Raw genomic sequence first — 22,747 nt, 5'->3', positions numbered from 1 at the left:
TTCAGATTCTGGCCGTGCGCCGATCACCGATCGGTAAAGTCCCGCTCCACCCCGGCGACCACCCCGAACGCGAACAGGTGCAGCAGGCAGTGCTGGGTGTAGGTGTCGCCGAGCCACGCCGCCACGTCGTCCTCGGTGGTCTTCTCCGGGTCTTGCGCGGCCGGCACGGCCAGTTCCGCGCCCCGGCGGTCGGTCGGCGAAAGGTCTTCGGGGAGCGGGACGCCGCGCGCCACGGCCTCCCGGGCGGGTGCGGTGAGCAGGTGACCGCCCAGGAACGCGATCAGCGCGGCGAGGGTGCGGGCGATGTTGAACGCTTGCCGGCGGTCGAGGATCGCCGCGCGGTCCCGCCGAACCCGCCGAGGCGCGGCTGGACGAGGGGCCGGCGGCCGAGGCGTTGCTGCGCCTGCTCGACGTGAGCTGGAGCGCCACCCGCCGCCACCCCGTGCTGCTGCACCTGTCCGCGCCCGAGGGCGACCGCGCGCGGCACGTGCCCGTGGTCGACCACCTCCAGCGGGTGCCGGCGCGCGGGCAGCGGTCGGGGGAGTTCACGGCGGACGCGCCGGTTTCCCGGCTGGCCAAGGCGATCGTCGCGCTGGGGCACGCGGCGGGCGAGGAGGTGGCCGCCGGGCGGATGACTCTGGACGACATGCCGGGGACGCTGGCGGACAGCGCGCTGCGGCTGTGCGGGGCGGGGCCGATCGGCGTGGACCGGGTCGGCTAGCCCGAGCGTTCCGGGCAGCGGCCGCGTTCGGCGACAGCCCTACCTGCCCAACGGCCGCTTCACCACACCGCCGTCGCCGAACACCACCCACACGGCGGCCCTGGCCATACTGGTCGGCATGATCGATCTGGTGCGGGCAGCGGTGGCGCGGGCGCGGCAAGGGGCGGACGCGGAGCGCGCCCTGGTCCTGTGGGGCCTGCAATACGACCTCCAGCCCGACGACATCGAGCTGGTGCGCGCGTTGGCGGCAGCGGAGGCCCAGGGCCGTGCGGACGACGACTTCGGCGGTCACACCGACGAGTCCGAGCTGGCCGGGTTCCTGCTGGCGTCGTTCCGCGAGGTGTCGGACGTGTGGCTGCACTGGGACCTGAAGCGCGCGAACTTCGACACCTGGTGCGGCTACGACGTCGAGTACCTGGTCGCGGCCGGCGTGGCGGAGACGCTGGCGTTCGTCCGCGCGAGCGACCACCCGGAGCGGGACGCGGTGCTGGAACGCCTGGCCGACGTGGGCGAGGTCGACCTGGCGAAGTGGTGGCACCGCAAGCAGAAGTGGTTCCCCGCCGACCCCTCCGACGAAAGCCCTCTGACCTGGTCCGACCGCGCCGCCCGGTTGGGCATGGACGACGAGGCTCGCGCCTGGCTGACCCGCTGGACCGAAGGGGGCGAGCGCGACGAGCAGACCCTGACCGTGCCGCGTGGCCGCTACGCCGACCTCGGTGCGCACGCCGAGGCAGCGGAGGCGCAGCGCGGTCTGCTCACCTTCGCCCGGGACTCCCGGGCTGTCGCGTCCGCGCTGACGACCTTGGCCCGCCACGAACGCCTCTCCGGCCAACACGAGGCGGCCTGGTCCGCGCTCACGGACTGCGCGGTGGCGCTGGAGGACGTGCCGGGTTGCCGCGAGGTCGGCCTTGGCCGGCATTACGTCGAGGAACTGTTCGCGCCGGCCCGGGACGCGTCCGGCGAACTGGCACGAGCGGCCTTCGAGGCGGCGGACCAAGCAGCCGTACCCGGCCTCGCCCTGGTGACCCTCCGCATCGCGGCCGACGCGGCGCAAAAGCTCGACACCCGAGCCGACCACTACCGCGCCGCCCGTGACGCCGAGGCGAACCGGATCGAAGTGTCCACAGCGGACTAGGCGCGCTCGGGATCCGCTGCCGCGGCACCTCGCGCTCCAACCGCAGGTGCCCGCGCAGCGCCTTCACCCCCACCGACCGAACGACACACGCGACTTCGACCGTACGCGCCCTTCACAACCCTGCCGCCCACGCACGGACGTCCTCGAAGTGCTCGTCCGTCAGCCCGCGCCGCGGGTCCACCGCGCACAACCGGGTCGGCACCCCACCCCGCTCCTGGTCGAACACCCCGCGCGCCGCCGACCACCCGTCCAGCTCGTCGTCGAACCACGCCAACGGCCGCCCGGCGGCGTAGGACGCCACCGCCCGCCACTTCCACTCCCCGTCGGGCCGCCACCCGTGGCCAGGGTCGAGTTCCGGGAACCGCACCACGGGCAGCTCCGGCAGGCCGATCGCGGGCGCCACCAACTCGTTGGCCAGGTCCAGCCACGTCGTCGCCCACACCAGTTCCAGCCCGGTGTCCGCGGCCAGGGCGCGCAGGGCGGGGCCGTGCGCCGGGTTGAGCCACACCCGCAGCCCGCGGTACCGGCGCGCGTCGCGACCGGTGTGCCAGCCCCCGGAACGGGTGTACCGGAACGTCCGGTAGCCCTCCGGCCGCTTGCTCGGCTTCGCCGCGTACGGGTTGAGCGGCCCGTCGACGTCCAGCATCAGCAGCATGGCGGTGATCGTCGACCGGCCTGCGGGTCGTGGTCCAGCGGAATTACGGCAGCCGGCGGCGGCCCGCGAAGCCCAGGTCGGCCCGGTGGTACCACTCCAGCCCCGCGTCGCCCTCCAGCCAGCACAGCAGCACGGGCACGCCGTCCAGGTCGGCCGGGAAGTCCACCAGCAGCGGCGCGAAGCCCTTCAGCTCGGCCCCGGTGCCCTGCACGGTGCTCATCAGCTCGTCCAGCCGCGCCTGCGCCGCCTTGAACTCGGCCAGCCCGCCCAGCGGCGAGGGCTCGCCGGTGCCCAGCGCGGCGGACAGCTCGGCGGCGTCGGCCCGCAGCGCCACGATCTCGTCCAGCACCGGCCGCAGCCGGTCCAGCTCGCGCCGCGCCTCGGCCACGGTGAACAGTCCCATGTCGTCCTTGCCCCGAAATCGGTTGGTGGCCCAAGGTTAGACTCGGCGACCCTGTACCCCGTGCACACGCCCTTCGAAGAGCTGAACACCCGCGATGGAGTGGGCACAGGAGACCCTGCACCCGCGTTGGCGGCCCTGCTCACCCAGGTGATCGAGGACCGCCCGCGCGGCTGGGACCCGCAGGACCCGCCGCGCCCGGGCAGTCTGGAAGCGGCCCTCGAGTTCGCCCGGTACGCGGTCACGGTCGGAGCACGGCCAGGACCTTCTCCGGCGGGTTGGTGACCGAGGAGTCCCGGCACGGCCAGTAGTCGGTGAACGCCCGCCGGCTGCCCGGGTAGCGCGTGGTCAGCTCGCGGACCGCGGCGGCGGCCTCGATCGCGGCGAGCTGCGCGCCCACGCAGTAGTGGATGCCGTGGCCGAAGGTCAGCTGGTGGCGGGCGGTCGGGCGGAAGGGGTCGAACACCGCCGCGGTCGGCCCGTGCACCGCAGGGTCCCGGTTGGCCGCGCCGACGTTGATGAACACCAGTTCGCCCGGCTCGATCAGGGCGTCGTGCACCTCGACGTGCTCGCGGGCCACGCGCGGGGTGAGGTTGCGGACCGCCGGGTTGTGCCGGGTGCCCTCCTCGACCACCAGCGGCGCGGTGTCCGGTGCGCCGGCCAGCGCCGCCCACCCGTGCGCGGTGCGCGGGGACAGCAGGACGCCGAGCAGGTTGCCGATCGTGCTCGCGGTGGTCTCGTGCCCGGCCACGATGAGCAGCAGCACGTTGTTGACCAGCCACTGCGCGCTGCCCGGTTCGGCCGGGTCGGTGATCCGGGCCAGGTCGCTGATCAGGTCGTCCGCCGGGTGGCGCGCCCGGTCGGCGACCAGCCGGCCCAGGTACTCGGCGAAGGCCGCCGCGGCGGGACCGGTGATCTGCGGGTTCTCCGCCGTCAGGGCGTGGGTCCACGGGACGAGCACGTCGTGGTCGGACTCGGGCAGGCCCAGCAGCTCGCACAAGACGTGGAAGGACACGGGGATGGCGTAGTTGCCCATGAGGTCGAGCGGGACGCCCACGGGCAGGGTGTCCACCAGTTCGCGGATGATGCGTTCAACGCGCGGTCGCAGCGCTTCTATGCGGCGGGGCGTGAACACGGCGGCGATGGGTTTGCGGAGCCTGCGGTGGAGCGGGTCGTCGGAGTTGAGCGCGGAGACACCGTTCATCGGGTTGACCTCGGCGGGGAGGCCGAGCCGCGACAGTTGTGCCAGGTAGGCCGCTTCCAACGCGGTGCCGTCCTTGGACAGCCGCTGGTCGGCCGCGAGTCTTCGGGCCTCCTCCAGGCCCACGGTGACCACCGCGACCGTGACGCCGGTGGGTAACTGCTCACGGGTCACCCACTGGCCGCGGTCGCGTAAGGCGTCCTCGACCTCGTGGTGCTCGTGGGCGCGCAGGCCCATCCCGCCGAGCAGCACCCGGGTGTGCGCTTCGGTCCTCAAATGGTCTCCTCGCGGGGGAAGGCGCCGTGCACCACCAGTTCCAGCATGGGGCGCGGGTCGGTGCGGTCGTCACGGGCGACGCGGTGGAGGATGACGCCCTCGCAGCACGCGGCGATGGCCTGCGCGGCGGTGAGCGGGTCCGGGGCGCCCAGCTTGGTGAGCACCGCGACCAGGGACTGCTCCATGACCGCGCGGACCCGGGACAGGGCGTCGCGGAGGCCGGGCTCGTGGCCCGCCTCCATGAACAGCACCAGGCGTGCGGCGGTCCACGTCCGGTCCACCCCGGTCAGGTGGTCGAGGAACCCGCACATGAGGTCCACCAGCTCGGCCGGCGTGGTCGGCAGGAACTCCCCGCCGCCCAGGTCGCGCAGCTCGTGGGCGGCGATCCAGTCCACCACGCCGGACAGCAGCGCCGCGCGGGTGCGGAAGTGGTTGGACGTGGAGCCCTTGGGCAGGTTGGCGTGCTCGTCGACGCGCGCGTGGGTGAGGGCGCGGAGTCCTCCGGTGCCGAGGAGTTCGACGGCGGCGTCGAGAGCGCGGGTCCGCGTTGACGTCACCTCGTCACTATAAACGTAGTGACAACCTACTATGATCGTAGTACCATTGGCCAATGGTGGAGTTTCCCGCTCTTGAGGGCGTCTCCCACCGCTTCCTCGACCTCCCGGGGCTGCGCGCGCACGTGGCCGAGGCCGGTGACGGAGACCCCGTTCTGCTGCTGCACGGCTTCCCCCAGCACTGGTGGGAGTGGCGCAAGGTCGTCCCGGGCCTGGCCGGGCGGCGCCGGGTGGTCTGCCCGGACCTGCGGGGCGCCGGCTGGACCGACGCGCCGCCCCGCGGCTACGACTACGAGACCCTGCGCGAGGACCTGCTGGCCCTGCTCGACACGCTCGGCCCGGGCCGGGTGGACGTGGTCGCGCACGACTGGCCGGCGATCGTCGTCTTCCGCATGTGCCTGGAGGACCCGGACCGGTTCCGGCGCTTCGTCGCCGTCGGCGTGCCGCCCCCGTTCATCGACTTCGACCGGCGGATGCTCGGCGCGCTGCGGCACGCCTCCTACCAGCTCGCGCTGCTCGCGCCCGGCGTGGGGCCGTGGCTGCTGCGCCACGGCGGACTGCCGCAGTACCTGCTGACGAACTACTCCGCGCCCGGCGCCTTCAACCCCGCGGACATCGAGATCTACCTCGAACGCCTCCGCGACCCGGCCCGCGCCAAGGCGGGCGCGAAGCTGTACCGGAAGCTGATCACGCCCGAGTCGATGCGCATCCTCACCGGTGCCTACAAGAAGGCCCACTTGAAGACGCCCACACGCGTGCTGTTGGGCACCGACGATCCCGTTGTGGCGCCGAGGCTCATCCACTGGCACGAGGACAAGGCGGACGACCTGGAGCTGGTGCCGGTGCCCGGCGCGGCGCACTTCGTCCCCGAGGACCGTCCCCGTGAGGTCGTGGCACGGGTGCTGGAGTTCCTCGACGCGCCTTAAGTGCGCTACAGCAACGCTTTCAGACGCTTGGGAGCCGACACGCGGTAGCTCTCGACGAGCAGTTCCGCGACCTCCTCCCAGTCGGTGTCGGCGTCGAGGACCACGCCCACCACGTTGGTCGCCCACGCGGGCTTGAAGAACGGGTGCGGCGCGTTGGACAGCGCGGCCAGTTCACCGCCCTCCGCGCGGAACGTCAGCACGCTGCCGTCGTCCAGCCCGGACGCCTCGGCGTAGGACTTCGGACGCCCTTCCTCGACCTCCAGCACGTGCGCGAACGCGCGTTGCCCCACCCGCCAGCGGGTGCCGCGCCACGCCCGCTCCTCGACCACCTCCGGCAGCGCGGAGCACACCGCCCGCAGCCGCTCCAGCACCTCGTCCGGCACCTCGGCGTAGTCCGCCACCGCGTCCCCCTCGTCTCGGAGCTGCGACGATACTGCCCGCTTCGATCACGGCGGGATTGCTTTGCCCCGGAGTGATCCGTTTTTGTCGGTGCTCGTCGCTAACCTCCCGCCATCGAGTTGTGATCGACTGGTTGGAGGAGCCGTGGGCTGGCTGGACGCCGCTGCCGGGTATCAGGTGCGGCTGGGTGAGGGCGGGCGCGTCCAGTGCCGCAACGCCAAGGGCAAGGTGCTGTCGTCGGTGCCTTCGTCCATCAAGGACGATCCGCAGGTGGTTCAGTTGCGCCAACTGGCCGAGTGGCTGGCGCGGCACGAGGCCGAGTGCCTGGCCGCGGTGGACCGCTGGATGGTGCGGTCGCTGCCGGTGCCGGTGGCGCTGCTGGCCGAGGTCTGGGCGGACGCGGCGTGGGCCGCGGTGCTGCGCGACCTGGTGGTGGTGGCCGACGGCGAGGTCGGGTTCCTGCGCGACGCCGACGCCCAGCGCGGGCTGGGCGTGGTCACGCTCGACGGTGACACGGTGCGCCGCAAGCCCGAGACGGTGACCGTACCGCACCCGGTCCTGTTGGAAGATTTGGAAGAACTGCGCGAGTTCGGCGCCGAGCTGGGCGTCGAGCAGAAGGTGCAGCAGCTGTTCCGGCAGACCTTCGCCAAGCCGGCCGTGCCGCCCGCGCGCAACACCGTCAACGACTTCTCCGGCGGGAAGTTCGAGCAGCTCAACCACGCGCTGGGCCGGTGCCGCACATTGGGCTACCCGGTGCGCGGCGGCGACGCGGTGTACTCGGCGTTCGAGGGCGGCCGGGTGGTGGAGGCCCGGTTCTGGATCGGGTCGGACTACCCCGAGGGCGAGACGTGGACCGGCGACCTGAGCTGGGCGCTGGAGAACGGCACCACCGTGCCGCTGGCCGAGGTCGGGCCGGTGGCGTGGTCGGAGGGCATGCGGATGGCGTCGGCGATCCACGCCGGCCGGGTCGTCGAGGAGGCAGTCGCATCATGAGCACCGACAAGGCACTCATCGCGGCCGGCGCCGTGCTGCCGGGCATCGGCGTGGCCGGTGAGGACCGGGACACGGTCACCGCGCGGCACTACGCGCACCCGGCGCTGGAGGACCGGGTCGTGGTCCGGCTGGTGCCCGCGGTCCTGGGCCGGGCCGAGGACCTCACGTGCGAGTTCCTCGGGTTCGCCGAACCCGCGCGGGTCGCCGAGGTGGGCACCGGCAGGCGGAGCGCGCTGGGCTTCCCGGCGTGGGCGCTGGTCAACGACCCGAAGAACGCCCACCACGCGCTCAACCTGGTCAAGGAGGTCGAGCGGCTGGCGCGGGTGGCGAAGTCCCGGGCGGGCGCGGCGAAGGACGGGTTCACCGCGCTGGGCGACATGCTGGGCCGTTCCGCGCCGCACTTCCTGCCCACGTTCTACGAGCAGGCGGGCCGGATCTTCCTGGAGCACGGCAACCAGACCTACGCGGCCACCATGTTCGGCAAGGCGCGCGAGGCGGAGGAGGTGCACGACCTCGCCGTCGACCCGGAGCGCACCCGGGAGGTGTTCCTGGAGTTCGCGTTCGCCGGTGCGTTGACCGCCAAGGCGCTGTCCGCGCACGCGAAGGGCTTGGCGCGCAAGCACGACGCCGAGGCGGCCTACGAGCTGTTCCTCACGCTGTGCGTGGAGCGCACCAAGGGCGGTCTGCCGCCGTACACGGGGATGCCGGAGGACCTGCGCCGGCTGGCCAAGGCGGCCAAGCGCGACCTGCGCGCCGAGGACGAGCGCCTGCTGCGGGCGGTGTTGGAGAGCACGGCGGTCAGCCGCGCCACGGCGTCGTTCTGGAAGTCCTACCGTGACTCGTTGATCCGCCTGGCCACGGCCGACGCCACCGTGCGGGCGCAACTGCTCACGTTCGTGCCCGCCTCGGCGTCCACAGTGGACACCTGGCTGGAGATCCTGGGCGCCTGCGGCGCCACGCGGGAGCTGATCGAGCCCGGTGGCGCGGCCGACGCCGCCGAGTGGCTGTCGTCGGTGCTCTCGGTCCGGTCCGGCGGGTGGCGCGAGCACGGCCGGTCCGAGGCGTTGCTGGAACTGGTCGAGGCCATGGCCGACCGGTTGGCGGCCGAGGGCAAGCCGGTCCGCGCGCTGCGCGGGTGGCGGCAGGGCGAGCTGGACCTGCTCGACCTGATGGTGGCGCGGGGCGTGCCGATCGCTGAAGGCGAACGCGAGGACGTCGAGCTGTACGTGCACGGCTGGCTGACCGACGAGAACCCGGGCCGGCGCGACCTGGCGGCGCTGGCCGGGTCGGAGCGGTTCGTGACCGGGCTGGGCGAAGGTTTGCTGTCCTACCTGCGCAACGTGCGGCAGAAGGCGTCGGTCGCGCCCGAGGTGCTGGTGGGCGCGCTGTCCGTGCCGGGGCTGCGGATCGCGTTGCGGCACTGGATCTCCGCGCGCGCCGGGCGGTCCGCGCAGGGCCTGCCCGCGCTGGGCCGGCACCTGGACGACCTCGCCGTGGTGGCCCTGCCGGAGGCGTTCGCCGACGTCCCGGAGGCGGCCGAGGCGTTGGCCGCCACCGACGTGGGCGCGGCGCTGCACGCGACCCTGCGCGCCGGCCTGGTCGACGAGCTGGGCTGGCCCGCGCTGGAGGAGGCCGTCGCCAAGCTGCGCGGCCCGGGCGGGCCCAAGGACGAGGACGTCACGATGTGCGGCGAGGGTTGGCCCGCGCTGGTGCTGCGGCGGGGTGAGAACTTCGTCGTGGTCGGGCCGGAGGGCATCCTGCTGGAGCACGTGTCCCGCATCCCCGCCCACGACCGCCACCGCTGGGCGTTCTCGCCCACCGCGGCCTGGTTCGACGGCGTCCTGCTGGTGCGCTGGCAGGGCCAGGAGGGCGAGCGCGCGTACTGGAGCGACGCCCCGGACCACGTCTTCGACCCGCGGACCGGGGCGGGCGTCTACTACGGCAGCCACGGCGTGCCGCGCGCGTCCATCAAGCTGGCCGACGGGTCCCGCTTCGCGGGCCGCCGGGCCGCGCGTCCGGGCGACACCAAGCTGGCCGAGCCGCACCGGGCGTACAGCGACGGCACGTCGCTGTGGACCTACGCGTGGGGCGAGCGGGCGCTGCGCTGGCGGGAGGTCGACCCGGCGACGGGTGAGCACGGGCGCGAGAGCCAGCCCCGGTTCCTGGAGGACTTCGCCGCAGACGGCACCACCATCGCGTTCGACGACTGCGACCTGCGGCCCGCCGTCCCGGCCACCCTGCACAGCCCGCTCGGTGTCGCGGACGGCCTGCACGGCTGGCGGGTGCGCCGCGAGGCCGACGGCGCGGCGGTCGGCGAGGGCGTCGACGGGCGGCGCGTCCGGCTGGCCGCGCCGGACCGGGCCAACCCGGTCGGCTCGCTGCGGCTGCCCGGCGGCGGGCGGCTCGACCTGGTCGGCGGCCTCGCGTCGGTCGACCTGTACGACGAGCACGGCGTGGAACTGGGTGACGTGAAGGCGGAGGCGACCCTCCAGCGGTTCGCCGCCGGCACGCCGCTGGTCCCGCCGCTGGACTGGTGGCACGTGCTCAAGCCGCGCGACGAGGCCGGTTCGGCGGCGTTGCGGGCGGTGCCCCGCGAGGCCGTGGACGCCGTGCTCGCCGCCGCCCTGGACGCGCCCGCCGACGCCCGCGGCCGGTCGGAGCGGCTGGCCGCCTTCGCGCGCGGCGACCACGACCACGAACTGGTCCGCGCGGTCCTGCGGCACCTGCCCGGCCTGACCCACCCGGGTCTGCTGGCGGGCGTGGTGGAGCTGGTGCGCCGGGCGGCCGACCTGCTGGTCCGCTACCGCCGCTACGGCGAGATCGCCGAACTCGCCCGCGCGGTCGACACGTCGGTGTTCGCGCCACGCGGCCCGATGGTCACCGAGGAGGCGGTGAGCGCGGCCCTGTCGTGGTTCAACTCGGCCTCGGGCAGCACCGGCACGGTGGAGACCCGCGTGCCCAAGCAGGTCGCCGAACTGGCCGCCGTGGCGGCGGAGACCGCACCCGCCGGTCGTGAACTGGGCGAGCACAGCCGCACGTGGTGGTGGCTGTGGCTGCCGGACCTGGCCGCGCTCGCCCACCGCGCCGCGTCCCCGCTGACCCCGCCGGAACACCGGGATGCGCTGGTCCTGCTCCTGCGCTCGGTCGCCGACCACGGGCTCACCGACGCGCCGGGGCACTGGCGGCTGGTCGGGGCGGTCGTGCCCGAGGGCGCGGCGAACCCCAAGCACCGCGTCACGCCCGTGCCCGGCGGGTTCCTGGCCGTGTACCACGAGAACTGGCGGTACAACGCGGACAACCGGTACGACGGCATCCAGTACGCGGCGACCCCGGGCCGGTTCGAGCTGCCCCGCGACTGGACGCTGGAGTTCGCGCAGGACGTCGACTCGTCGTTCGGGTCCGAACGCATCCGGCGGTTCCTGGCGGTGCTCGCCGAACGCGGCCCCGCACCGTGGTTCCCGGCCGCGGTGGCCGACTTCGCCGCGCGCACCGGCCTGGGCACGGCCGAGTCGACCGTGCTGCTGGCCGGGATGCCCGGCGTGGACGCGTGGCAGTCCACCTACCTCGGCACGGCCGAGCGCAAGCTGCTGGAGCTTTCGGCGGCGGGCGCGAAGACCGCGAAGGAACGGCTGCGCGCGCTCGACGACGCGTTCCGGCGGCGGCTGCTCGCGGCGGCCCTGCCCGCCGACCCGGCCGACCTGTGGACCAGCGGGCCGGACGTGGCGGCGGTGGCGGAGGTGTGGATCGCCGAGATGGGCGTGCGCCGCCCGGTGCCCGACGACGTGTTGGCCGACTCGGTGGCGCTGCCGATCCGCTCCAGCGGCGAGTACGTGACCGGGGTGGTCAACCCGGAGACCACGCCGTGGCTCACCGTGGACCGGGACATGCGGCTGGAGGCCGGGTCCCTGGTGGCCCGCCACCCCGAGGGCTTCGGCGCCACCGCGCTGCGCGCCGTGCCCGACGTGCTGGCGTGGCTGGCCTACCGGCTGCCGGCGGCCTCGCCGCTGCGGTCGGCCCTGCCGGTGGCGCTGGACCTGGTGCGGCAGCGGGTCGCGCACCCCGGGTTCGCGGTCGAGATCAGCAACTGGATGGAGACCAAGCCGCTGCACGCGTTGCTGGGGGTCGCGGCGCCGGCGGAGCAGGAGGTCGTCCAGGCCCGGCCGTGGCTGCACGTGGTCCGGGTCAACGACGAGTACAGCAAGGCGATCGCGCACCTGAGCCTGGTCGGGCCGGGCGACCGGCAGGAGCTGGCGGCGATCGCCGAGCTGGGCTACGCGCAGGACGTGGCGACCGCGCTGGACCTGGTGGGCGCCGAGTCGTTCGCCGCGGCGTGCGCGGCCCGCGCCGACGCGGACCCGGACGCGTACTTCCAGGACCCGATGGTGTCCGTGCCGGAGCTGGTGGCGGAGGTGGCGGTGAAGACGGGTCTGCCCGAGGACGCCGCCGTGCTGTACCTGCAACTGCTGGCGCTGCCGGACCCGACCGACGCCAACGTGGTGCGCTGGACCGGGTGGAAGCCCGCCCGGCTGCGCAAGGCCCGCGAGGCGCTGGCCGTGACGGACCTGGTGCTGACCGCGAAGCGCGCCCGGGCGGGGCGGTCGCTGTTCCTGCCCGGCGGGTGGCTCGCGCTGTCGAAGCCGCATCTGCCGCTGGAGTCGTGGAAGGCGCCCATGTTCGGCTTCACCGCGCACCCCACCGGGGTGGTCGTGCCCCGCGAACCCGTCGCCGACCTGTTCGCCCGCGCCTGGCAGCGCGTGCTCGACGGCGACGCCCCCGCCTACGAAGAGCTGAAGACCGGAGGACGACGGTGACCGCCGCACGGCAGATCGAACCGGCCGAGGACGCCTACCGCGAGGAACTGGCGTTCCTCGCCGCCTACGACGACGGCCCCCGCCCGCCGGGCTGGCGGCTCACCCCGCGCGCGGTGGTCACGTTCGCCATGGGCAGCGGCGGTGACGCGCTGGCGCTGCCCAAGCCGGTCGACGGGCTGCCGTCCCGGCTGGTGGTCAGCCCGAAGTTCGTGGGGGAGCGAGCCCTGGTGGAGCGGGCGGTGGTGACGCTCGCGGGCGAACGCGGCCTGCTGCTGGTCGGCGAACCGGGCACGGCGAAGTCCATGCTGTCCGAACTGCTGGCCGCGGCCGTGTCGGGCAGCAGCCAACTCGTCGTCCAGGGCACCGCGGGCACCACCGAGGACCAGCTCCGCTACGGCTGGAACTACGCCCTCCTGCTGGCCGAGGGCCCAACCCCACGCGCCTTGGTGCCTTCGCCGGTCATGAACGCGATGCGCAATGGCGGTGTGGTCCGGGTCGAGGAGGTCACCCGCTGCCTGCCGGAGGTGCAGGACGCGCTGGTGTCGATCCTGTCCGACCGCCGGATCGCCGTGCCCGAGCTGTCCGGCACCGACAGCGAAGCCGTGCACGCGGCGCCCGGGTTCACCGTGATCGCGACCGCGAACCTGCGCGACCGGGGCGTGTCGGAGATGTCCGCGGCTCTCAAGCGCCGGTTCAACTTCGAGGCGGTCGGCCCGATCGGGTCGCTCGCGGCGGAGACCGAACTGGTGCGCCGGCAGGCGACGGCGGCGTTGGAGCGGGCGCGGGCGCCGTTCGCGGTGGACGACGTGGTGTTGGAGGTGCTGGTCACGGCGTTCCGGGACCTGCGCAACGGCGTGTCGGAGGAAGGCTGGGCGGTCGAGCGCCCTTCCACCGTGATGAGCACGGCCGAGGCGGTCTCGGTGGCGACCGCCCTGGGCCTGTCCGACGCGTACTTCCCCGGCGACCGCGACCCTCTGTCCCTGCTGCCCGGCCACCTCCTGGGCGTGGTCCGCAAGGACGACCCGTCCGACGCAGCCAAACTCCTGGGCTACTGGGACGGCGCGGTCCGCCGCCGAGCCGAAGGCGGCGCCCGCACGTGGCGACGACTCTGGGAACTCCGCGATGTCCTCGACGCCTGACCCCACCTCGCCCGCTGCCCCCGGGCCACACGCCGGCGACGAGTCCCGCGGTCCCACCGGATCGCCGGACTCCACCGATGCGCGCGGATTCGCCACCCGCTTGGCCGAGCACCGCACGCCGACCCTCATCGGCGTGCGGCACCACTCGCCCGCCCTGGCCGCCGTCATGCCCGACCTGCTCTCGGCGGCCGACCCCGAGGTGCTGCTGGTCGAACTCCCCGAGGAACTCGGCTCGTGGCTGCCCCACCTGGCCGACCCCGGCCTGACCGCCCCGGTGGCGCTGTCGGGCGCGCACCGCGACGGCAGCGGCCTGGCGTTCTACCCGTTCGCCGACTTCTCACCCGAGTTGGCGGCGGTCCGGTGGGCGTTCGCGCACGGCGTGGAGGTCCGCACCTGCGACCTGCCCTTGGCCCTGCGCGGTGCCGGCCACACGTCGACCGCCGGCGGCGGCACACCACTGGCCGACGCACTCCGCCGCGCCGTGACCGGTCGCGACGGCGACGACCTGTGGGACCGCCTGGTCGAGGCCGCCGCGCCCGGCCAGACGTCCGAGGCGGTCCGGCGGGCCGCCCTGCTCGTCGGCTGGGCGCTGCGCCGCGACGCCGCGGACGGTCCCGGCGTGGACCCGTTCGACCTGCGGCGGGAAGCGTGGATGCGGCAGGCCGTGGCCGGCGTCGGCGACCGGCGCTGCGTCGCGGTGGTCGGCTCGTTCCACGCGGCGGCGCTGCTCGAACCCGCCTCCGGAGAGTCCACAGCGGACGAAAAGTCCGACCTGGTGACATCCCTGGTGCCCTACGGGTTCTCGTTGCTCGACGAACGGTCCGGCTACCCGGCGGGCATCCGCGACCCGGAGTGGCAGCAGGCCGTGTTCGAGGCCGGGGGAGACCCGGCCGCGATCGAGTCCGCCGCCGCCGCGTTCATCGTCCGGATCTGCGCCCGGGTGCGGGAACTGGGCCACCCGGCCGGTCCCGGCGAGGCGCGGGAAGCGCTGCGGATGGCGGTCGACCTGGCCCGCCTGCGCGGCCTGCCCGCGCCCGGCCGGGGCGAGGTGGTGGAGGCGGTCCAGTCCGTGCTGACCCACGCCGAACCGCTCGGGCGCGGCCGGGTCGTCGCGCGCGCCGCCGGTGACGTCCTGATCGGGCACCGCACGGGCGTGCTCGCTCCGGGCACCCCGCGCTCGGGCCTGGCCCCGGCCGTCGAAGACCTCCTGGCGGACCTGCGCCTCCCCGGCACCCGCGACCCCGCGGACCTGCGCCTGGACCCACTCCGGTCCACTTTGGACGCCCGCCGCGAGATCGCGCTCCGCCGACTGGCCGTCCTGGGCGTCTCCTACGCCGAGGAGACCGCCACCACGGGCGTGGGCGGCGGCGACGCCCTGACCACCCGGTGGACCGCCGCGTGGACCCCGGCGACCGCCGCGACCCTGCCGGTCGCGGGCATGTGGGGCGCAACCCTGCCCCTGGCAGCCCGCGGACGCCTCCGCGCCCGGCGCGCCGAACGAGAGCAGCGCGGCGGCCACACCCCGGCCGAGATCCTGACCGACCTCCTCGACGCCGCCCGCTGCGGTTTGCCCGACGTGGTCGGCGACGTCCTGACCGACACCGCCACCGTCCTCCCATCCGCCGGCACCCTGAACGACCTGCTCACCGCGTTGGCCCTGCTGGACCGCCTGGCCGCAGGCCACATCCCCGGCACACCCCCGGACGTCCTGGCCGCGCACCCCTTGCTGGTCCGCGAACTGGAAACCGCCGCCGTCGCCCAACTCGACGGCCTGGCAGGCTCAGAGGACCCGGCCGACGCCCACGCCCTGGTCGAACTGGGCCGGCGCCACGACACCCACGGCACCGGCCTGCGCCTGGCGTCCGCACTGCGCCGCCTGTCCGACGACGGCGTGCCCATGATCGCCGGCGCCGCCGGCGCCGCCCGCGTCCTGCTGGGCTTGGCCAAACCCCAGGACCTGGGCGAACGCGTGGCCTCGTGGATCGACAACGCGACCACTCCCGAACGCCGAACCGTCCTGCGCCAAGGCCTCACCGGCGTCCTGGCCGCCGCCAGCCCCCTCCTGGAAACCCCCGAGGCCCTGACCCCCTTGCTGGACCGCGTAACCGCCCTACCCGACCAGGACTTCCTGGACCGCCTCCCCGCACTGCGCGGCGCTTTCACCACGGTCGGCCCGGCAGCTCGATCACGCGTACTCGCGGTCGTCGAGGAACGCACCGGCGACCGCGTGGACGTGCCCGGCGCACCCGACCCCGAGGTGCTGGCAGTCTGGCTCAACGCCGAACTTGCCGCCCTGGAATCCCTGCGCTCGCACCGACTGGGCGAACCACCGTCCTTTGTAGACACCACGACCCCGGCCCAAACCACCCCAGCCCCACTCGCGGCCGATGTCCCCGGTGCCCTGCCGACGATCGTGCGGTGGCGGTTGGTGCTCGGCTCCCGCGGCGAACGCCCGCCCGGCGCGGCCCGCTTCGCCGCCGCCCTCGACGAGCTGTACGGCCAGGACCGGGGCGAAGGCGCCCAGCGCGGCGACCTCGGCGCGGACCGGTCCGCTCCCTTCCCCGACGTCCGCGAGTGGTCCGAGGAACTGGCGGACCTGTTCGGCGAACGGGTCCGCGAGGAAGTCCTCGCCGCCGCAGCCGAAGGCGGTCGCATCGAAGCGGCGATGGCGATCGACCCGGAGTCCGTCCGACCCTCCGTCGAACTCCTGCGCACGGTGCTGTCCCTCGCCGGCGGCCTGTCCGAACAAGCACTGGCCCGCCTCCGCCCGCTGGTAGCGCGCCTCGTGAAGGAACTGACCGCCCAACTCGCCAACCGCGTGCGCCCCGCGCTGACCGGCATCCAACTGCCCATCCCCACCAGACGCCCGGGCGGACGCCTCGACCTCCCGCGCACCCTCCGGGCGAACCTCGCCACCGCCCGCCGCACCGACGACGGCCGGGTCCTGGTCGTGCCCGAGCGCCCGGTGTTCCGCACCCGCGGTCGCAAGGCGAGTGACTGGCGGCTGGTGCTGGTGGTGGACGTGTCCGGCTCCATGGAGGCGTCCACGGTCTGGTCCGCGCTGACCGCTGCGGTGTTCGCCGGTGTGCCCGCGCTGACGACGCACTTCCTGGCGTTCTCGACCGAGGTCGTCGACCTCACCGACCGGGTCGCCGACCCGTTGTCCCTGCTGCTGGAGGTGCGGGTCGGCGGCGGCACGCACATCGCGGGCGCGTTGCGGCACGCCCGTTCCCTGGTGACCGTTCCGGAACGGACGATGGTGGTGCTGGTCAGCGACTTCGAGGAGGGCGGCCCGGTGGGTTCCCTCGTGGCGCAGGTGCGGGAGCTGGTCGCGTCGGGCGTGACCGTGCTGGGCTGCGCGAGCCTCGACGACACCGGGAAGGCGCGGTACTCGACGTCCGTCGCGGGCGCGCTGGTCGCGGCCGGCATGCCGGTGGCGGCGCTGAGCCCGCAGGAACTGGCCCGCTGGGTGGGGGAGAAGGTGCGGTCGTGACCCTGCCCCCGGTGGCCCCCGCGGTGGTGGCCGACGTCCTGGACACCCTCCCGCCCCGCCTGCGCAAACGCGTCGACACCTCCCTGGACCGCGCGTCGACCTGGGAGATCACGACAACCCCCGAGCAGGCCCGCGCCGAACTGGACCCCGAAACCACCCTCACCTGGACCCTGCACGACGGCGTCCTCACCGACGCAACCGACCTCACGTGCAGCTGCCTACTGGCCCCCAAATGCCTCCACCGAGGCATTGCCGTCTCCGCCGCCCCGATCCACGACTCCGCCCTGGATTCGGAAGACCCTGCCGCCGATACCGCCGACCTCTCGCCTGATCCCACCGAAACTCCACCCGACTCCGCGCCCACTTCACCCGCTCAACCCGATGCCGCCGCAGGCCCTCCCGTCGTGGTGACCAGCCTGGCCCCGGAAACCCCGGTCGAAGTGGGCCCCGCCGAACGTGCCGCCGCGACATCGCTGTGGGAAGCCTGCTCGACGATCCTGCGGGCCGGCGCGACCGGCAGCGGCGCGGTCGTCCGAGCCGAACTGCTGCGAGCCGTGCACACCGCCCGGGTAGCCGGCCTGCACCGCGCCTCCGCCACCGGCCTGCGCATCGCAGCCGCCCTGGCGGCCTGCCAATCCGGCGACTCCTCCTTCGACCGCGAGATCCTCGCCGCCGAACTCGTCGACCTGATGCTGCTCTGCCACGACCTCCGCACCACGCCCACCGCCACCACCGCCCTGCGCGGCACCGCCAGACGCGAGTACCGCCCCATCGGTTCGCTGCGCCTGTACGGGCTGTGCACCGAAGCCGTCGTCACCACATCGGGCTACGGCGGCGTCGTCACCCACCTGGTGGACGACACCGGCACCCTGTGGACCGTCCCGTCGATCCTCCCCGGCGGCCAAGAACGCGTGTCCGCCGCCGCCAACGGCCCGGTCGCGATCGGCGAATCCGGCCTCACCCACCGCGCCCTGGGCCGGGCGGGCCTGCTCCTGTCCGGCGGCACCGCCTCCGCCGACCACCGCCTGGGCGCCGGCAAACAGGTCCGCGCCGTAGCAGCCTCCGGCGCCACCTGGGACGCCCCACCCCTGACCACCCTCTGGTCCCGGCCCCTGGCCGACCAGATCACCGCCGCCTTCGCCGCCCTGTCCCTCCCGGAAACCCACCGCCCGCCAACCCTCCTGTTCGCCGAGGGCACCGTAGAAGGCCCAGCCGCCCACGCCCTGCGCCTCAAGACCGCTCACGGCACCCTCGACCTGACCGGCGACGACGACACCACCAGGGAAAACCTCCGCGTCCTCGCCAAGGCCCCCGGCCTCCCCCTCCGCGTCATCGCCCGCCCCACCCTCGACACCCCCGGCACCGCCACCGCCCTGGCCGTCTCCGGCGCCCTAACGCTCCCCACAGATCTCAACAACCACGCCGACCTCTCCCTGGACCACCTACAACCAAGCCACCTGAACCACCCCCTCACCCCCACCCCCACCCTCAACCCCCTCCCACACCACATCCCCACCCCTCTGCACCCGCTCTCGAACGTCCTCCACCGCATCACCCTCGGCGGCCGCCCAGCCGCCACCCCACCTTCCACCGCCAGAGCAGCGAAGTCCTTGGCCGGCACCGGCCTCACCACCACCGCCGCCCTCCTCACCGACCTCGCCACCACCTCCCGAGACCGCGAACGAGACGCCTTCGGCCGAGCCGTCCAGGACAACACCGAAGCCTTCCCCACCGCCTGGCTCCGAGCCGGCGTCCACGTCCGCGAGTTCACCCGCGCCGTCGCCCGTCAGGCCTGGTTGGAGGTGGTCGGCTGATCAACACCTGGACGCGTCACCTGCTCCGCGCGGAGTCGCCGATGGCGGCCAACTCGGCGGCGATCCGGGAGCACGCTTCGGGCAGCAGGTCGCCCAGCGCCTGGAGCGCGATGTGCCAGCGGTTCACCAGGAAGACGCGGACGATCGCGCGGGCCCGTCGAGCGGGGTCGGTGTCGGCGGCCAGTGCCTGGTAGGCGGAAGTCTGGAGCGCGGCGCCGCGGATCGACCGGGCGATGTCCTCGGCCTCGTCGAGCAGTTCGCCGGCGCGGTCCGGTGCGGTGTCGCGGATGGCGAGGGCGATCGAGGTCAGCGTGCGGGAGCGTTCCGCCGGGTTGGTGATCTCTGCGGCGGCTCGGGTGGCGTCGTCGAACAACAGGAACGCCCGTCCGGCGGTCTCGGTGGCTTCGGCGACCGAGGTGAGGGCCCAGGCGCGGTCGGCCGGGTCGGCCATGCCGCGCGCGACGGCTTCCGCGCGGTCGAGTTCGCCGACCCGGATCGCCGCCCGCAGCACGGTCAGCAGAGCGGTCGCCTGTTCGGACGGTTTGGTGATCTCGCGGGTGATCTCCTCGGCCCGGCGGATCCGACCGAGACCGGCGGCAGCGTCGACCACCGCGACCAACGCCAGCGCGCGCTCGGTCGGGTCGACCACGGCGTGCGCGATCGCCTCGGCGTACCCCAACAACTCGACCCCGCGCCGCTCCAACGCCGATCCCGCGGTCGCCCGGACGATCGCGGCCAGCGCCCGGGTCTGCCGGACCGGCCCGGGAACGGTCCGCCCGATCGCGACGGCGTCGGCGAACGCGCCGGCCCGGGCAGCCGTCGCGGCGACGGAGCACAGGGCGTCCGCCTGGTCGACCGGGTCGGCGATGCACCGCGCGATGCCCGCGGCGTCGGCGAACCGGCCGGCCTCCGCCGCCGTCTGCACGAGGACGGCGAGCGGCGCGGTCCGGCCAGTGATCTCGGTGATCTCACCGACCGCCGCGCGGAAGCCGAAGAAGTCACCGATGCCCGCCGCCGCTTCCGCCAGCGCGGCGAGCACCACCGCACGCGGCTGGGGATCGAAGGCGGTGTCGGCGAGCGCGGCCAACGTACCCAGCGCTTTCGACGCCCGCCCGGGGTTCCCGGACGCCGCGGCGGCTCGCGCGACCGAGACCAGCACGGCCGCTCGTTCCGCGAGTTCCGGCACCGCCTCCGCGATGTTCTCGGCACGCGTGAGGTCACCGGTCCGCGCGGCAGCACGCCCGACCGACGCCAGGGCACGAGTCCGTTCCGCGGTGTCGGAGATGGCACCCGCGGTGCTCTCCGCCCGCGAGAGCTGCCCGATGCCCGCGGCGGCTTCGGCCACTGCCGCCTGCACCCACCCGCGCTCGGCCTCGCCCGCGACCGTCAGCGCCAACGACTCGACCCGGTCGAGGACGCTCGCCGTCCTGGCCGCGTCGTCCGAGGTGGCCACCAGCGCCACGATCCGGGTCAACGCCCGCGCCCGCTCCGCCGAGTCGCTGGTCGTCCGAGCCGCGATCTCCGCGTGCCGCAGCAGAACCACCGCCCGATCTACGGCACCGATCTCGACCGCCGCCCCGGCGACCGACGTCAGCACGCGTGCGCGCTCGGCCGGGTCGTCGATGGACCGGGCCAACGCCTCGGCACGGCGCAGGTCACCCCGCGCGCAGGCCTGCCGGACGAGCATCGCCAACGCGTCCGCCCGAGCCCGGGCCGACTCGATGGTGCCCGCGAGTATTTCGGCTCGGGCGAACTCCCCGGCGTCCGCGGCCACACGCACCACCCTGGCCAGCGCCTTCGTCCGCACTCCGGGGTCGTTGACGGCACGCACGAGCGCTTCGGCCCGAGCCGGCTCGCCGACGTGCGCGGTCACCTCCGCCACCGCCGCGGCCACCCGGACGCGCTCGACGGGGGCGGCGATGGTCACCGCGACCTCCTCCGCTTCCCGCACCAGGCTTCGGGCACGGCCGTCTTCACCCGCCGCGACGGCGCAGCGGGCCGCGGACGTGAGCGCCCACGCCCGCGCGGTCGGGTGGCCGATGCCCAGCGCGGTCCGCTCCGCCGCGTCGACCAGGCGGGCGGCCCGGGCGTGGTCCCCGACTGCGCCGGCCGCCCGGACCAGCGACGCGAAAGCCGCCACCTGGTCCGCGGACGGCGTGGCCGACCGTGCGATCACCTCGGCGTAGGAGAGCAATGCCGTGCTGTGACAAGCGTTCTCGGTGGCACGGGCGGCCGCGGCGGACGCCAGGGACAGCAGGGCGCCGTTCCTCGACACGGGGTTCACGATCGACCTGGCGATCGCCTCGGCCCTGTGCCACTCGCCGAGGTCTGCCGCGGTCATCAGCACTGAGCACAGCAACCACGCCTGCTCGGCGTGATCGGTCAGCGTCCGCGCCGCGGCCTCCGCCGCGTCGAGGTAGTCGGGACGTCCGGACACCGCGGCCATCCCGGTCCACGCGGTCGCCCGCAACTCCGGGTCGGCGAGGGCTCGTGCGACGGCCTCGGCACGCTCCGCCTCACCCAGCGCGGCGGACGCGCGGGCGACGGCGACCAGCGCACCGCCCCGGCGGGCCGGGTCACCGACCGCCAGCGCGACCTGCTCGGCGTGGTCCAGCAGGGTGGGGGAGCGGTTCGCGACGGCCACCGATGCGAGCGCTTCCGCCCGCTTCGCGAGGTCCGGCATGGAGTTGGCGATCGACTCGGCGCGGTTCGGGTGCCCTATCCGGGCCCAGACCGCGGGCAGGTCGACCGGGACGCCGCTGTTGCGCTCGACGAGGTGGTCCCGGTGCACGGCGAGCCGCACCATCTCGGTGACCTCCGGCTCTTCCGCCGACACCAGCAGGTGTTGCGCCGTGGTCACCTCGGCCAGGCTCGCGGCGTCACCACCGGACAGGTCCAGCATGCGGTCGTGCCGGTCCGGGTCGGTCGCGCAGGCGACCATGCGGCTCAGGTCGCCCGCCGCCGCCAGCATCGGGTAGTAGCCGCGCAGCAGGTACTCCGGCGTTTCCGGTGGCCACCGCAGCTCGCGGTAGTGATCGGCCCACCTGTGCACGCGCTCCCGGTAACCGGCCAGCCGGTGCGGTCCGAGCATGTCGAGCGCGGCGGCTTGGAGTTCTTCGTGCGCCAGGACGTAGACCTCGTCGGTGTCACCGGACTGGTGGCCCGATGCCCGACGGGCGAAGCTGCGCCCGGTCACGGTGGCCAGGTGGTCGTGGACCTGCCATCGCGACAAATCGGTGAGCGCGGCCAGGTCCGCGGCGGTCAGGCCACCGCCGGTGGCGGCCACCAGACCGAGGAGGTCCTGCTCGGCCGGTGTGCCGTGGAGGAGTTTCCGGAGTTCGCGTTCCATCTCGGTGCGGACGGCGTGCGCCTCGGGCGAAGGCGTCAGGTCCCTGACGACCGCGCCGTGCCGGAGCGGGTGGTGGCGCGGGACGTCGGACGGGATGGGCGGGTTGGGGCGGCCGGCGACGACGATCCGCATCCCGGCCGGCGGCTCGGCGGGCAGCAGCGCCGCGATGCTGTGCACGTCCGATCCGGTGTCGACACCGCGGTCCTCGTCGAGACCGTCCACGAGGAGGACCAACCGTTCGCCTCGGGTCCGGCAGGCCTCGGCCGCGTCGGCGAGCAGCCCCAGGAGGTGAGCGTCCCTAGTGGACTCACCCAGGAACTGCGGCACGTCCCCGCCGAGCAGGGCGAGCAACTGCTCCATCACGTTGTCGATGAACGCCGACCGGTCGTTCTGCCCGTGCAGCCGTGCGGTCACGAAGAACGAGACCACTCGTACGCCGGCGGGCGGGTGCAGCGCGAACCACGACATGAGGGCGGATTTGCCCGACCAGGCGTCCGCCCGCCACCACCAATAGGAGGCGAATGGTTCGGGGGATGTGCAGAAAACCGTGAGTTCGTCGAGTTCGGCGGACCTGCCGATCAACGTTCGGGGCGCAATGCGGCGGACTTGCAGGTGGTACCGGCTGCGGACCGGCGCGCTGGTCCGCAGATCCACCCGCTCGATGTGGCCTGCCTGGACGACGTTGCCCCTGACCTGGCCCCACACGGAGTTCTCGGTCGAGGGAGGGGTCGTCGACCCGAGCACCGCCGCCCGTCCGCGCTGTCGTTGTGCCTCCACCCCGGACATCATGCCGACGCGCTCGCGCCAAAACGAGTGAAACGTGGAATTTCCGGCCAAGAATTCGCGTTTTGTGAGTACCTGTCAGTCGGAAGTGATTTGCG

Annotated in this window: 15 protein-coding genes; 8 read left to right on the top strand and 7 right to left on the bottom strand. The window is 74.1% G+C overall.

The annotated features are described in order from the left end of the window. Nucleotides 1-23: 23 nt before the first annotated feature. Nucleotides 24-233, bottom strand: coding sequence for a hypothetical protein (locus RIN75_RS04980; protein WP_309110566.1), 210 nt, complete (start codon nt 231-233; stop codon nt 24-26). Between the two features lie 179 nt (nt 234-412). Between RIN75_RS04980 and RIN75_RS04975 the strand changes: the two genes are divergently transcribed. Both RIN75_RS04975 and RIN75_RS04970 read left to right on the top strand, forming a co-directional pair. Beyond that, the gene (locus RIN75_RS04975) at nt 413-721 is read left to right on the top strand and encodes a hypothetical protein (RefSeq protein WP_309110565.1); all 309 of its coding nucleotides are present in this window, start codon (nt 413-415) and stop codon (nt 719-721) included. A 118-nt stretch (nt 722-839) separates the two neighbouring features. After that, on the top strand, nt 840-1,856 hold the full coding sequence (locus RIN75_RS04970) for a hypothetical protein (RefSeq protein ID WP_309110564.1): 1,017 nt from the start codon (nt 840-842) through the stop codon (nt 1,854-1,856). A gap of 112 nt (nt 1,857-1,968) precedes the next feature. Here the strand turns inward: RIN75_RS04970 and RIN75_RS04965 are convergent, their stop codons facing one another. The 4 genes from RIN75_RS04965 to RIN75_RS04950 all read right to left on the bottom strand — a co-directional run bounded on the left by RIN75_RS04965 (nt 1,969) and on the right by RIN75_RS04950 (nt 4,945). Then, on the bottom strand, nt 1,969-2,511 hold the full coding sequence (locus tag RIN75_RS04965; RefSeq protein ID WP_309110563.1) for an HAD domain-containing protein: 543 nt from the start codon (nt 2,509-2,511) through the stop codon (nt 1,969-1,971). Between the two features lie 43 nt (nt 2,512-2,554). Beyond that, nucleotides 2,555-2,914: a DUF2203 domain-containing protein gene (locus RIN75_RS04960; protein ID WP_309110562.1), complete on the bottom strand. Its 360-nt coding sequence runs from the start codon at nt 2,912-2,914 to the stop codon at nt 2,555-2,557. A 238-nt stretch (nt 2,915-3,152) separates the two neighbouring features. Next, nucleotides 3,153-4,388, bottom strand: a complete 1,236-nt coding sequence (locus RIN75_RS04955) for a cytochrome P450 (protein ID WP_309110561.1) — start codon at nt 4,386-4,388, stop codon at nt 3,153-3,155. Further along, nucleotides 4,385-4,945, bottom strand: a complete 561-nt coding sequence (locus RIN75_RS04950; protein ID WP_309110560.1) for a TetR family transcriptional regulator C-terminal domain-containing protein — start codon at nt 4,943-4,945, stop codon at nt 4,385-4,387. Before RIN75_RS04950 ends, RIN75_RS04955 begins: the two co-directional genes overlap by 4 nt. 53 nt (nt 4,946-4,998) lie before the next feature. On the opposite strand from RIN75_RS04950, the gene RIN75_RS04945 reads away from it, so the two are divergent. After that, nucleotides 4,999-5,868, top strand: a complete 870-nt coding sequence (locus RIN75_RS04945; protein ID WP_309110559.1) for an alpha/beta hydrolase — start codon at nt 4,999-5,001, stop codon at nt 5,866-5,868. Between the two features lie 5 nt (nt 5,869-5,873). On the opposite strand, the gene RIN75_RS04940 is transcribed toward RIN75_RS04945, so the two are convergent. Further along, nucleotides 5,874-6,269 (bottom strand): MmcQ/YjbR family DNA-binding protein, encoded by a 396-nt coding sequence (locus tag RIN75_RS04940; RefSeq protein ID WP_309110558.1) that lies wholly within the window; start codon nt 6,267-6,269, stop codon nt 5,874-5,876. Nucleotides 6,270-6,411: 142 nt separating this feature from the next. Here RIN75_RS04940 and RIN75_RS04935 point away from each other — a divergent pair, with 142 nt between their 5' ends. From RIN75_RS04935 to RIN75_RS04915, 5 genes are all read left to right on the top strand, one after another. Beyond that, nucleotides 6,412-7,260 (top strand): DUF4132 domain-containing protein, encoded by an 849-nt coding sequence (locus tag RIN75_RS04935; protein ID WP_309110557.1) that lies wholly within the window; start codon nt 6,412-6,414, stop codon nt 7,258-7,260. Continuing rightward, on the top strand, nt 7,257-12,071 hold the full coding sequence (locus RIN75_RS04930; protein WP_309110556.1) for a hypothetical protein: 4,815 nt from the start codon (nt 7,257-7,259) through the stop codon (nt 12,069-12,071). Before RIN75_RS04935 ends, RIN75_RS04930 begins: the two co-directional genes overlap by 4 nt. Then, entirely contained in the window at nt 12,068-13,210 is a 1,143-nt protein-coding gene (locus tag RIN75_RS04925) for an AAA family ATPase (RefSeq protein ID WP_309110555.1), read from the top strand. The genes RIN75_RS04930 and RIN75_RS04925 overlap by 4 nt, the downstream gene beginning before the upstream one ends. A 100-nt stretch (nt 13,211-13,310) precedes the next feature. Beyond that, nucleotides 13,311-16,703 (top strand): DUF5682 family protein, encoded by a 3,393-nt coding sequence (locus RIN75_RS04920; RefSeq protein WP_309110554.1) that lies wholly within the window; start codon nt 13,311-13,313, stop codon nt 16,701-16,703. Next, entirely contained in the window at nt 16,700-18,517 is a 1,818-nt protein-coding gene (locus RIN75_RS04915; protein ID WP_309110553.1) for a hypothetical protein, read from the top strand. The genes RIN75_RS04920 and RIN75_RS04915 overlap by 4 nt, the downstream gene beginning before the upstream one ends. A 16-nt stretch (nt 18,518-18,533) precedes the next feature. Here the strand turns inward: RIN75_RS04915 and RIN75_RS04910 are convergent, their stop codons facing one another. Next, on the bottom strand, nt 18,534-22,643 hold the full coding sequence (locus tag RIN75_RS04910) for a hypothetical protein (RefSeq protein WP_309110552.1): 4,110 nt from the start codon (nt 22,641-22,643) through the stop codon (nt 18,534-18,536). Nucleotides 22,644-22,747: the final 104 nt, after the last annotated feature.

The sequence above is a fragment of the Saccharothrix sp. genome (assembly GCF_031180885.1).
Lineage (GTDB): Bacteria > Actinomycetota > Actinomycetes > Mycobacteriales > Pseudonocardiaceae > Actinosynnema.
The sequence above is the reverse complement of the archived record's forward strand: the minus strand, read 5'-3'. Positions and strand labels throughout refer to the sequence as shown.

Coding starts and splice junctions, on each gene's coding strand:
- RIN75_RS04970 (WP_309110564.1), top strand. CDS start 840: ATGATCGATCTGGTGCGGGCAGCGGTGGCGCGGGCGCGGCAAGGGGCG.
- RIN75_RS04965 (WP_309110563.1), bottom strand. CDS start 2,511: ATGCTGCTGATGCTGGACGTCGACGGGCCGCTCAACCCGTACGCGGCG.
- RIN75_RS04960 (WP_309110562.1), bottom strand. CDS start 2,914: ATGGGACTGTTCACCGTGGCCGAGGCGCGGCGCGAGCTGGACCGGCTG.
- RIN75_RS04945 (WP_309110559.1), top strand. CDS start 4,999: ATGGTGGAGTTTCCCGCTCTTGAGGGCGTCTCCCACCGCTTCCTCGAC.
- RIN75_RS04930 (WP_309110556.1), top strand. CDS start 7,257: ATGAGCACCGACAAGGCACTCATCGCGGCCGGCGCCGTGCTGCCGGGC.